The organism is Pseudomonas sp. PS01298, assembly GCF_029959745.1.
In the GTDB taxonomy this organism is placed as follows: domain Bacteria; phylum Pseudomonadota; class Gammaproteobacteria; order Pseudomonadales; family Pseudomonadaceae; genus Aquipseudomonas; species Aquipseudomonas aylmerensis.
This window is the reverse complement of the sequence record NZ_JASCPP010000044.1, coordinates 1-11,957: the sequence shown is the minus strand read 5'-3', so window position 1 is coordinate 11,957 and position 11,957 is coordinate 1. Positions and strand designations below refer to the sequence as shown.

General features: G+C 61.1%; 12 protein-coding genes. 10 read left to right on the top strand and 2 right to left on the bottom strand.

Annotation, left to right across the window (positions count from 1 at the left end; genetic code table 11):
- Nucleotides 1-70 precede the first annotated feature (70 nt).
- The 5 genes from QMX97_RS16680 (at nt 71) to QMX97_RS16660 (ending at nt 6,137) form a co-directional block, all read left to right on the top strand.
- Nucleotides 71-1,693, top strand: a complete 1,623-nt coding sequence (locus tag QMX97_RS16680; protein WP_106804489.1) for an MFS transporter — start codon at nt 71-73, stop codon at nt 1,691-1,693.
- Between the two features lie 133 nt (nt 1,694-1,826).
- Nucleotides 1,827-3,776: a DNA topoisomerase III gene (locus QMX97_RS16675; RefSeq protein WP_201143927.1), complete on the top strand. Its 1,950-nt coding sequence runs from the start codon at nt 1,827-1,829 to the stop codon at nt 3,774-3,776.
- A 132-nt stretch (nt 3,777-3,908) separates the two neighbouring features.
- On the top strand, nt 3,909-4,349 hold the full coding sequence (locus QMX97_RS16670) for a CBS domain-containing protein (RefSeq protein WP_065905552.1): 441 nt from the start codon (nt 3,909-3,911) through the stop codon (nt 4,347-4,349).
- Between the two features lie 8 nt (nt 4,350-4,357).
- Entirely contained in the window at nt 4,358-5,203 is an 846-nt protein-coding gene (locus QMX97_RS16665; RefSeq protein WP_282397282.1) for an NAD-dependent protein deacetylase, read from the top strand.
- A 604-nt stretch (nt 5,204-5,807) separates the two neighbouring features.
- Nucleotides 5,808-6,137, top strand: a complete 330-nt coding sequence (locus tag QMX97_RS16660) for a hypothetical protein (RefSeq protein ID WP_201143926.1) — start codon at nt 5,808-5,810, stop codon at nt 6,135-6,137.
- A 143-nt stretch (nt 6,138-6,280) separates the two neighbouring features.
- On the opposite strand, the gene QMX97_RS16655 is transcribed toward QMX97_RS16660, so the two are convergent.
- Nucleotides 6,281-7,180: a LysR family transcriptional regulator gene (locus tag QMX97_RS16655; protein WP_106804493.1), complete on the bottom strand. Its 900-nt coding sequence runs from the start codon at nt 7,178-7,180 to the stop codon at nt 6,281-6,283.
- A 189-nt stretch (nt 7,181-7,369) separates the two neighbouring features.
- Here QMX97_RS16655 and QMX97_RS16650 point away from each other — a divergent pair, with 189 nt between their 5' ends.
- Genes QMX97_RS16650 through QMX97_RS16640 form a run of 3 tightly spaced genes read left to right on the top strand, consistent with a single transcriptional unit; the run spans nt 7,370 to nt 9,955 of the window.
- Complete coding sequence (locus QMX97_RS16650) at nt 7,370-8,068, top strand: CoA transferase subunit A (RefSeq protein ID WP_010211319.1); 699 nt, start codon at nt 7,370-7,372, stop codon at nt 8,066-8,068.
- 34 nt (nt 8,069-8,102) lie between these two features.
- Nucleotides 8,103-8,762 (top strand): CoA transferase subunit B, encoded by a 660-nt coding sequence (locus tag QMX97_RS16645; protein ID WP_003211625.1) that lies wholly within the window; start codon nt 8,103-8,105, stop codon nt 8,760-8,762.
- Nucleotides 8,763-8,773: 11 nt separating this feature from the next.
- Nucleotides 8,774-9,955, top strand: a complete 1,182-nt coding sequence (locus QMX97_RS16640) for an acetyl-CoA C-acetyltransferase (protein WP_065905547.1) — start codon at nt 8,774-8,776, stop codon at nt 9,953-9,955.
- 181 nt (nt 9,956-10,136) lie between these two features.
- On the opposite strand, the gene QMX97_RS16635 is transcribed toward QMX97_RS16640, so the two are convergent.
- Nucleotides 10,137-10,553, bottom strand: a complete 417-nt coding sequence (locus tag QMX97_RS16635) for a PaaI family thioesterase (protein WP_065905546.1) — start codon at nt 10,551-10,553, stop codon at nt 10,137-10,139.
- Between the two features lie 156 nt (nt 10,554-10,709).
- Here QMX97_RS16635 and QMX97_RS16630 point away from each other — a divergent pair, with 156 nt between their 5' ends.
- Nucleotides 10,710-11,528: a DUF4349 domain-containing protein gene (locus tag QMX97_RS16630; RefSeq protein ID WP_282397281.1), complete on the top strand. Its 819-nt coding sequence runs from the start codon at nt 10,710-10,712 to the stop codon at nt 11,526-11,528.
- 74 nt (nt 11,529-11,602) lie between these two features.
- On the top strand, nt 11,603-11,957 hold a 355-nt coding region (locus tag QMX97_RS16625; RefSeq protein WP_282397280.1), incomplete at its 3' end, for a hypothetical protein.

Here is an 11,957-nt window from a genome sequence, read left to right as displayed (position 1 = left end):
AAGGACAACCGGCGCCAAGGTTGGCGCCGACAGTGGAACAACAATAAATAATCACTGTGAGGGCTACCCGATGTCAGAACATGCTCAACCCCTGGGCTCGGCGATTACCGCGAGTGCCGGCAACGATTCAAGAAAGGTCATCTTCGCCTCGTCCCTCGGGACGGTGTTCGAGTGGTATGACTTTTTCCTCTATGGCGCCCTGGCGGCGGTGATCAGCAAGCAGTTTTTTGCCGGGGTCAACGACACCACCGCGTTTATCTTTGCCTTGATGGCCTTTGCCGCCGGCTTCGTGGTGCGCCCGTTCGGCGCGCTGGTGTTCGGCCGCCTGGGCGACATGATCGGACGCAAATACACCTTTCTCGTCACCATCATCCTGATGGGCGTGGCGACCTTCTGCGTCGGCCTGTTGCCGACGTATGCGAGCATCGGCATCGCGGCGCCGGTCATCCTGATCGTGTTGCGCATGCTCCAAGGCCTGGCCCTGGGCGGCGAGTACGGCGGCGCAGCCACCTATGTGGCCGAGCACGCGCCCGCCGGCAAACGCGGCCTGCACACCAGCTGGATCCAGTCCACCGCCACCCTCGGCCTGCTGTTGTCGCTGCTGGTGGTGCTGGCGTGCCGTTACTTCACCGGCGATCAATTTGAAGTCTGGGGCTGGCGGATTCCGTTCCTGTTCTCCATCGTGCTGCTGGGCATTTCGACCTGGATCCGCATGAGCCTGCACGAGTCGCCGGCATTCCTGAAGATGAAAGAGGAAGGCAAGGCCAGCAAGTCGCCGATCCGCGAATCCTTCGGCAAGTGGGAAAACCTCAAGGTGGTGCTGATTGCGCTGTTCAGCATCAACGGCGGCCAAGCCGTGACCTTCTACGCCGCGCAGTTCTACGTGCTGTTCTTCCTCACGCAATTCCTGAAAATGGACCCGGCCCTGGCCAACATGCTGCTGATCATCAGCGTGGTGATTGGCGCGCCGTTCTTTATCCTGTTTGGCTGGCTGTCGGACAAGGTCGGGCGCAAGCCGGTGCTGATGCTCGGCCTGCTGCTGGCCACCGCGCTGTATTTCCCGATCTTCAAAGGCCTGGCGCACTACACCAACCCGGCGATGGACCAGGCCAGCCATCAGGCACCGATCACCGTCTTGGCCGACCCGGCCACCTGCACCTTCCAGTTCGACCCGGTGGGCAAGGCGCGTTTTGACAGCCCGTGCGACAAGGTCAAGACCTTCCTGGTCAAGCAGGGCCTGCCGTACAGCAGCGCCGCCGCCCCGGCGGGCAGCCCGGTGCAGGTGAGCGTGGGTGAAGTGCGCATCGACGGTTACGACGAAGCGGCCCTGCGTGGCGCCGTGACCCTGGCCGGTTACCCGACTTCGGCGGATGTTGCCCAGGTCAACAAAGTGATGGTGGTGGTGCTGATCGTGGCGCTGATCCTGATTGCCGCCATGTGCTACGGCCCGCTGGCGGCGCTGATGGTGGAGCTGTTCCCGACGCGTATCCGCTACACCTCGATGTCGCTGCCCTACCACATCGGTAACGGCTGGTTTGGCGGGTTCCTGCCAACCGTGTCGTTTGCGCTGGTGGTGTACACCGGCGATATTTTCTACGGGCTGTGGTACCCGGTGGTAGTGACCGGCGTGAGCTTGATTGTCGGGCTGTTCTGCCTCAAGGAAACCCGGCATGTGGACATCAATAACAACTGACTGACCCGTGCCCCCGTCCTTGACGGGCGGGGGCGCACACAAATTGCTGTATATCCATCCAGATAACAGTTGATCAAATCCCTTCTTTTGCCCATCCTGCTCCCCATTCAACTGTGTAACGAATGGGCTGAGCATGCGGCTTTACCTCTGTGAAAAACCTTCCCAGGCCAAGGACATCGCGGCCGTGCTCGGCGCCAGCCGGCGCGGCGACGGGTGCTGGCTGGGCAACGGGGTCACAGTCACCTGGTGCATCGGCCACCTGCTGGAAACCGCCCCGCCCGACGCCTACGACGCCAAATACAAGCGCTGGGTGCTGGCTGACCTGCCGATCGTCCCGGAAAAATGGAAGATGCAGGTCAAGCCCAAGACCGCCAGCCAGTTCAAGGCGGTCAAGCGCCTGCTGGGGGAAGCCCAGGAACTGGTGATCGCTACCGACGCCGACCGCGAGGGTGAAATGATCGCCCGCGAACTGGTGGAGCATTGCCGCTATCGCGGGCCGATCCAGCGGTTGTGGCTGTCGGCGCTCGACGATGCCTCGATTCGCAAGGCGTTGGCGGCGCTCAAGCCCGGGGCCGAAACCTTCAGCCTGTACCACTCGGCCCTGGGCCGTTCGCGCGCCGACTGGTTGATCGGCATGAACATGAGTCGCCTGTTTACCCTGCTGGGGCGCCAGTCCGGCTATCAAGGTGTGTTGCCGGTAGGCCGTGTGCAAACGCCGACCTTGCGCCTGGTGGTCGACCGCGACCGCAGCATCGCCGACTTCGTACCGGTGGCGTACTGGGCCATCGATGTCGACCTGCGCCATGAGCGCATGACCTTCACCGCCCAATGGCGCGCGGCCGAAGATGCCTGTGACGACCAGGGCCGCTGCCTCAACCCGCAATTGGCTCGCGACGCCGCCGACGCCATGACCGACGCCGCCAGTGCGCGGCTGGTGAAGCTGCGCACCGAGCGCATGCGCGAGGTCGCGCCCCTGCCCTTCGACCTCGGTACCCTGCAGGAGATCTGCTCGAAGAAGCTCGGCCTCGGCGCCCAGGAAACCCTGGATATCGCGCAGTCGCTCTACGAAACCCACAAGGCCATCACCTACCCGCGCAGCGACTGCGGCTATCTGCCACTCAGCCAGCACAGCGAGGCACCGAAGATTCTCGCCGCGCTGGGCCGTGCCGATGCGGCGGTGGATGCGTTGATGCCGCATATCGACCCGCAGCGCCGTTCGCGGGCGTGGAACGATGCCAAGGTCAGCGCGCACCACGGCATCATTCCCACTGGTGCGGGCAAGGATGCCGGCCAACTGACCGGCAAGCACCGTGCGGTCTACACCCTGATTCGCGCGCGCTACCTGGCGCAGTTCCTGCCCAACCATGAGTACGATCGCACCCAGGCCGATTTTGACTGTGCCGGCCAGGCTCTACGCGCGGTGGGCAAAGTGGTGATCGAGCCAGGCTGGAAACGCGCCCTGCCCGAAGCCCTGGCCCCGGCAAAGGGCCGCGAGGCACCGGCACCGCAGGCGTTGCCGACGCTGGTGCAGGGGCAGGACTACGCGGTGGCCAAGGTCAACCTCAAGGACCTGTGGACCCAGCCGCCCAAGCCCTTTACCGAAGGCGACCTGATCAAGGCGATGAAAAACGTCGCCAAGCTGGTGGAAGACCCGCTGCTCAAGCAAAAGCTCAAGGACACCACCGGTATCGGCACCGAGGCCACCCGCGCCGGGATCATTCAGGGATTGCTGGACCGGGGTTATCTGCTGAAAAACGGCAAGGCGCTATCTGCCACCCCGGCTGCGTTCAGCCTGATCGATGCGGTGCCACGGGCGATTGCCGACCCTGGTACCACCGCGATCTGGGAACAGGCGCTGGACATGGTGCAAAGCGGTGAAATGAGCCTGGAGGAATTCGTTGCCAAGCAAGCGGCCTGGATGAGCAAGCAAGTGGCACGCTGCAACGGCATGCGCATGACCATAACCGGGCCAGCCAGCCCGGCAGGCCGGGGTGCTACACCGTGGAAAAAGAAGCGAAAAAGCGCGCCTCGCAAGACTACGGCTGCCCCCAAGCGCAGCAAAAAGTCGACTAATACCGGGTAAACACCGAAAAAATCCGGCGAATGACGTTTTTCGACGGGTTTAACGCCGCTTTGGACCTTGCTCCGGCGTAGGCGGTCTAGGATTCTGTAGGGGACCCGCTGACTTCCTAACAACAACACCGGAGTGGCCGCCATGAAAACCGTCGCACAAGTGCTCAAAGCCAAGGATCAGAAAAACCAGGACGTGCACACTATCCAATGGGACCACACCGTGTTTGAAGCGCTGGTGCGGATGTCGGAGAAAAACGTCGGCGCCTTGCCGGTCGTCAAGGAAGGCGCGGTGGTCGGGATCATCAGCGAACGCGATTACGCACGCAAACTCATCCTCAAGGGCCTGTCGTCGGTCACCACACGGGTCGATGAAGTCATGAGTTCCCCGGTGATAACGGTCGACACCCACAAAAGTGTCGAGGAATGCATGAACATCATGACCGACAGTCACCTGCGCCACCTGCCCGTGGTCGAAGGCGGCAAACTGCTGGGCCTGCTGTCCATCGGCGACCTGGTCAAGGAAGCCATCGCCGAACAGGCCGACCTGATCAAGCAGCTGGAGCAGTACATTCGCGGCGAATAGGGGAACCCATGCTCGACACGCTGGAACATCAAGAAGACCACCTCGACACCTTGTACCGGGCCATGGCCGACCGGCGTTTCCTGGTACTGACCGGGGCGGGGATCAGCACCTCATCGGGGATCCCCGACTACCGCGACAGTGAAGGTGTACGTCGGGGCAAGGCCCCAATGATGTATCAGGAATTCCTCGCCACCCCACAGGCACGACGCCGTTATTGGGCGCGGGCGATGCTGGGCTGGCCGAGGGTGCGCATTGCGCAGCCGAACAAGGCTCACCTGGCACTGGCGAACCTGCAGCAACGCCAGCGCATCAGCGGGCTGATCACGCAAAACGTCGACACCCTGCATGACCAGGCCGGCAGCCATGACGTGATCGAGCTGCACGGCAGCCTGCACCGGGTGCTGTGCCTGGATTGCCAACTGCGCAGCACGCGCGATGTGATCCAGCGGCAGATGGAAATCGATAACCCCTACCTTGCGCAGGTGCATGCGGTACAAGCGCCAGACGGTGACACCCTCCTCGACCCGACGTTTGAAGAACACTTCCAGGTGCCCCACTGCCCTCACTGCACCGGTGAACGGCTGAAGCCGGACGTGGTGTTCTTTGGCGAAAACGTCGCCCCGGCAACTGCAGCCAGGGCGATGGCGGCGGTCGAGCAAGCAGAAGGCTTGCTGGTAGTGGGCTCGTCACTGATGGCCTATTCGGCATTTCGCCTCTGCAAGGCGATGGTTGAACACGGCAAGCCCGTGATTGCCATCAACCTGGGCAAGACCCGTGGGGATGAGCTGTTGCAGGTGAAGATCGAGGCGTCGTGCGAGCAGTTGTTGCCTCTGCTGGCTGATCGTTTGAGATAACCCCTATGCCCGCATCAAACATGTAGGAGCTGGCTTGCCGGCGAAAGCGGTGCGTCAGGTACGAAGCCTTGGCTGACACACCGCCATGCTGGCAAGCCCGTACCTACACGGCTGCGGACCCATTTCATTCCCTCGGATCGACGACCCACCCCTCCAAAAAATGACGCCCAAGTCACGTTTTCCGGGATTCTCCCGTCCTCACAGGGATTTATGTAGTGCTTTAAAAAAATCACTACATAACCGTTGACGTAACGTTTTTGTCCTTGCATGATCTAGACGTCTCCCGGATCGGGAGCGTTGGTAACACGTGTTTTGAACAAGCTCGTCTGACCGCCGAGCTGTTTTTTCCGGATGTGCACTGCCCACAAGGCAGATTGATGAAGCTGACCGGCCCGGAAGGATCGGTACAAGGAGCTCAAACGCTGCTTGTCTTCGTTATGAAACCATTGCGTAGCAGTTCATCAGCAAGACTACATGCATCAGGTTCAAGACCCTGCCCGTATTCGGCAGACCGTCACTGACGCCCGGTTTTTGAAGCCGGAGACAACTAAGCAGTTTTAACGGAATCAACTGATAGATCGCCAACTGGTCAAGGGGCTTACACATGAATCTGAACAACCAACCAACTATCGATGAATTGGCTGAGATGTTCGCAGCGCAGAAAGACACACTCGACGACCATATCCTGTGGATTGGCAAATCGGGCGAAGTGCAAATTGACTGCCTGGCGCCCCACACCGAAGAAGCCGAGTTCGACCGTAATAACCGTGAACTGGCGGCGCGCCTGAAGATGTACCGCCGCGGCCAGGGTTATGTCGGCAAGAAAGCCGCGGCCGATCGCAACTTTATCGAGCAAGTGTTCCATACACTTAATACCGAATGGCAGCACCTCAAAGGCCAATCGCAGGTTAAAGTGATTGATAAATACTGCTGATAAAACTAATTAACACATTAAGTCCGCCCGGTTCGCCGAGCGGACTTTTTTATTGCCATCGTTATCTTGTTAACTGTGGGAACCTGCGTGCCGGCGATGTTTTGTTGATCACACCGCCGCCGGCAAGCCGGTTGCTACAGGGGCTATAGCGGAAATCGCCCTTTCGCCGCTTCATCGCAGAAAATATCAAACAGCACCTGCGCCGCCGCCGACAGTTCATGCCCCGGTTTGGTCAGCACCCCAATCGGCCGCTCGATCACCGGACCGTGCAAGGTGATGCAATGGGCGCCCGCCTCTTCCATCTGCCGCGCGCATAACGCAGGCACGGCGCTGACCCCCAGGCCATTGGCAACCATCTTGCCTACGGTCGCCAGTTGATGGCTTTCCAACGCCACGGGCAGTTTCATCTGCAGGGCGCCCAAGTGTTCTTCCAGCATCACGCGCACTGTGGACGGGCGCTGCAAGGTAATGAACGGGTGTTGCAAAAGGGTTTTCCAGTCGACGTCAGCCACATGCGCCAAGGGCGAATCGGCGGGCACCACGGCGATGAAGCGATCCAGGTACAACGGCGTGAACGCCAGCGATGTTTCTTCGGCAGGCTCGAACGCCACCCCCAACTCCACCTGGCGATCTCGCACCATCTCCAGGACCTGCTCGTTGATCAGGTCATGCACCGTCACATTCACCTGCGGGTAACGCGCGCGGAATATCTTCAGGATCGGCGGCAACAGGTTGCCGGCGAACGACGGCATCGCCGCCACCGTCACGCGCCCGCGCTGCAAGGTGAAGCGTTGGCGCAATTCATCTTCGGTATTGTCCCAATCGGCAATCAATCGGCGGGCCAAGGGCAGCAGGGATTCACCTTCCGGGGTCAGCGCGACGTTACGGGTATTGCGGCTGAACAATCGCCCGCCCAGCCCTTCTTCCAACCCCTTGATGGTCAGGCTCAGCGCCGACTGGGAGAGGTGCAACCGCTCGCAGGCGGCGGCAAAACTCAGGGTCTGGGCCACGGCGAGAAACGCACGCATTTGTTTAACGGTCATAGGAACGTTCCAAGTGACGAGATGAAAGCTGCAAGTGAAAGCGGCCGCTGACTATGCTTGAAGCTTACGGACTGAAGCTTATTATGCTGTTTTCTAAATCAATCAACCTAAAAAAACAACTTAACAAATCAATCCGTCGGCGCAACACTCGGTTCATTGGCTGGCCCACAAACAATAATAGAGGTGCATATGGCAGGTTTCGATAAACGCGTGGCGTCCTACGAGGAAGCACTGGCAGGCCTGGAAGACGGCATGACCGTGCTCTCCGGTGGTTTTGGCCTGTGCGGCATTCCGGAAAACCTCATCGCCGAGATCAAGCGCAAAGGCACCCGCGACCTCACCGTGGTTTCCAACAACTGCGGCGTCGATGGTTTTGGCCTGGGCGTACTGCTGGAAGAAAAGCAGATCAGCAAGGTCATCGCCTCCTACGTCGGTGAAAACGCGCTGTTCGAGAAGCAATTGCTCAGCGGCGAAATCGAAGTGGTGCTGACCCCCCAAGGCACCCTCGCCGAAAAAATGCGCGCAGGCGGTGCCGGCATCCCGGCCTTCTTCACCGCCACCGGTGTCGGCACGCCGGTTGCCGAAGGCAAGGAAACCCGCGAATTCAACGGCCGCCCGTACCTGATGGAAGAATCCATCACCGGCGACTTCGCTATCGTCAAAGGCTGGAAAGCCGACCACTTCGGCAACGTCATCTATCGCCACACCGCCCAGAACTTCAACCCGCTGGCCGCCACCGCCGGCAAGATCACCGTGGTCGAAGTGGAAGAAATCGTCGAACCGGGCGAGCTGGACCCGGCGCAGATCCACACTCCTGGCATCTACGTCGACCGGATCATCTGCGGCACCTTCGAGAAGCGCATCGAACAGCGCACCGTCCGCAAATAATCTGCCCCAGCCCGAACAATAAGGAATCATGAAAATGGCACTTACCCGCGAACAAATGGCTCAACGTGTCGCCCGCGAAATGCAGGACGGTTTCTACGTCAACCTGGGCATCGGCATTCCGACCCTGGTGGCTAACTACATTCCTGAAGGCATGGAAGTGATGCTGCAATCGGAAAACGGCCTGCTGGGCATGGGACCGTTTCCTACCGAAGAAACAATCGATGCCGACATGATCAACGCCGGCAAACAAACCGTGACCGCGCGTATCGGCGCGTCGATTTTCTCGTCCGCCGAATCGTTCGCCATGATCCGCGGCGGCCACGTCGACCTCACCGTGCTTGGCGCGTTTGAAGTCGACGTACAAGGCAACATCGCCTCATGGATGATCCCCGGCAAGCTGGTCAAGGGCATGGGCGGCGCCATGGACCTGGTGGCCGGTGCGGAAAACATCATCGTGATCATGACCCACGCGTCCAAGGACGGCGAGTCCAAGTTGCTCAGCCAGTGCAGCCTGCCGCTGACCGGCGCCAACTGCATCAAGCGTGTGCTCACCGATCTTGCTTACCTGGAAATCGAAAATGGCGCTTTTGTCCTCAAGGAACGCGCACCTGGCGTCAGCGTTGAAGAGATTGTGAGCAAGACCGCCGGTAAACTGATCGTCCCGGACCACGTTCCAGAAATGCACTTCCAGTGAGGACAGATTCCATGCAAGACGTCGTGATTGTTGCTGCCACCCGCACCGCCGTGGGCAGCTTTCAAGGTTCGCTTGCGAACATCCCGGCTCCGGAACTGGGCGCCGCCGTGATCCGTCGCCTGCTGGAGCAGACCGGCCTGGATCCTGCAGAAGTGGATGAAGTGATTCTCGGCCAGGTGCTCACCGCAGGCAGCGGCCAGAACCCGGCGCGCCAGGCCTCGATCCTCGCCGGCCTGCCACACGCTGTACCCAGCCTGACCCTGAACAAAGTCTGCGGTTCGGGCCTCAAGGCCCTGCACTTGGGCGCCCAGGCTATCCGCTGTGGCGATGCCGAGGTGATCATCGCCGGCGGCATGGAGAACATGAGCCTGGCCCCGTACGTATTGCCTGCCGCGCGCACCGGTTTGCGCATGGGCCACGCCAAGATGATCGACAGCATGATCACCGACGGCCTGTGGGATGCGTTCAACGACTACCACATGGGCATCACCGCCGAGAACCTGGTGGACAAGTACGGCATCAGCCGTGAAGCCCAGGATGCCTTTGCCGCCGCGTCCCAGCAAAAAGCTGCGGCAGCCATCGAGGCCGGGCGTTTTGTCGATGAGATCACGCCGATCCTGATTCCCCAGCGCAAAGGCGACCCGATTGCCTTCGCCGTGGACGAGCAACCGCGCGCCGGTACCACCGCCGAGTCCCTGGCCAAACTCAAGCCGGCGTTCAAGAAAGACGGCAGCGTCACTGCCGGCAACGCCTCCAGCCTCAACGACGGCGCCGCTGCGGTGCTGCTGATGAGTGCCGACAAAGCCAAGGCCCTCGGCCTGCCCGTGCTGGCGCGCATTGCCAGCTATGCGAATGCCGGCGTCGATCCGGCGATCATGGGCATCGGCCCGGTATCGGCCACGCGCCGCTGCCTGGACAAAGCCGGCTGGAGCCTGGGCGACCTGGACCTGATCGAAGCCAACGAAGCCTTCGCCGCGCAATCGCTGGCAGTGGGCAAAGAGCTGGAGTGGGACGCGGACAAGGTCAACGTCAACGGCGGCGCCATTGCCATCGGCCACCCGATCGGCGCCTCAGGCTGCCGCGTGCTGGTGACCCTGCTGCATGAAATGATCAAGCGCGATGCCAAGAAAGGCCTGGCGACGCTGTGCATCGGTGGTGGCCAAGGCGTAGCCCTCGCCCTCGAACGCAGCTGATTCAAACAGCAACGGGGGAAACCGCCCGCGGTGGCGAGGGAGCTTGCTCCCATTGAGCTGCACGGCAGCCCCCGCTGATAAGAGCAACACGGAAACGGCCGGGCTCCACGAAAAGCCCGGCCTTTTCTTTAATGCAAAGGGTAGGCGCTGACGTGCCGGCGCTCCCCATCATCCCCGGTTGTCAGTCCGTACGGGGCACCGCAAACACCGCGTTCGCCCGTGCCACCACCTTCTCCCCAACCTGCAGACTCACCGTGGCAAACGCCATCTGCCGTCCACGCTTGTGATGTTCCAAGCGCACCACAATCCACTCCCCTACCTGCACCGCGCCCAGATAGTCCAGGGTCATGCTCGCGGTAATCAGCGGCAGCGGCGGCTCACTGGAGAATGCCATCGCGTAGCCCATGCCGATATCCGCCAGGGTCGCCAACACCCCGCCGTGCACGGTGCCACGTCCATTGGCGTGACGATTGTCGGCCCGCAGGCCGATTTCCAGCTGCAGGCCTTCACCTCGGCAGTATGCCGGGCCGAGCAAATCCAGCAGCGGGCTGCTGCGGGGCAACGAGACGAAACCTTCGGGGACGGCGTGGCTGATCATGGCGGATTCTTCCTTGGAGTAAGACCTGAGGTGTACGCCAGCGCCCGCGCAGCAGCCATCACCATCAGCTACGCAAATCCTTCGCGATGCTTTGCGTTAATCCGCCAGACCGGCTTTAATCGCGGTCAATTTCCCCGCACACCCCAAGGAATTGCAATGCGCCATCTGGACGGCAAACCTCCCGCGCTTTTATGGCTCTTGCTGGCCGGCCTGGCCCTGGTCGGCTGCTCGCCCAAGGATCACTCCCGCGCCAACGTGATCAACGGCGAGCAAGGCCGGGCCGGCGCACAATTGGCCTATGAACATGAGTTGACCCTGGCGCTGCCCGGCGCCCTGCTCGCTCCGCGCATGCAGGCCACCCGCGAAGCCTGTGAGTCGGCTCGCTTTGGCGCCTGCAATATTCTCGGAATCACCGAAGACGGCAACGGCGGCGAAATCATCCTGCGCATCGCGCCGACCGGCGTGGAACCGATGGTGGCCCTGGCCGCGGAAGGCGGAAAGCTCGGCCAACGCATCACCACTGCCGAAGACCTGGCCGACGCTGTCGCCGATGTGCAACGCCGCCAGGACCGCCTCCAAGTCCAGCAGCAACGCCTCGACGAATTGGCCAAGCGCAAGGACATCACCGTCAGCGACTTGATTGCCTTGAGCAAGGAGCAGGCCGGCATCGAAAACGAACTGCAGGCACTGGCCCAAGTCGCCGCGGGCCAGCAACGCCGCCTCGATACCAACCGCGTCACCTTGAACTTCCGCTCATCCGACGGCGCGAACCAGGCGTCACGCTTCAGCCGGATGTTCAGCAACCTGGGCGACAACCTGGTCGAAGGCACTGCCGATGCACTGGAACGCGCCAGTTATGTGCTGCCCTTCGTAGTCCTGGCGTTCCCCGTGCTGTGGTTGTGGGTATGGCTGTGGCGACGGTTGGTCGTGGCGAAAAGATCCAAGGTGGCAGATCGGCCTTCTGTGAACAGCTGACCGCTTGTGGCAGAAGGACGTCGTGGCAGGCCTGGTTCTTGTTGCTAGTCAGGCTCTTGTGGCAAGTCAGGCTCTTGTTGCAGGTCAGTCTCTTGTGGCTGGTCAGCCTCTTGTTTCAAGTCAGCCTCTTGTGGCTGGTCAGCCTCTTGTTTCAAGTCAGCCTCTTGTGGCTGGTCAGGCTCTTGTTTCAAGTCAGCCTCTTGTTGCAGGTCAGGCTCTTGTTGCAAGTCAGCCTCTTGTTGCAGGTCAGGCTCTTGTTGCAAGTCAGCCTCTTGTGGTTGGTCAGTCTCTTGTGTCTGGTCAGTCTCTTGTGTCTGGTCAGGCTCTTGTGGCGAGCGGGCTTGCCCCGCGTTGGGCTGCGCAGCAGCCCCATCAAGCAAAATGCGGTTTTTCAGTTATCACGCGGTGCCTGTTTTGGGGCTGCTGCGC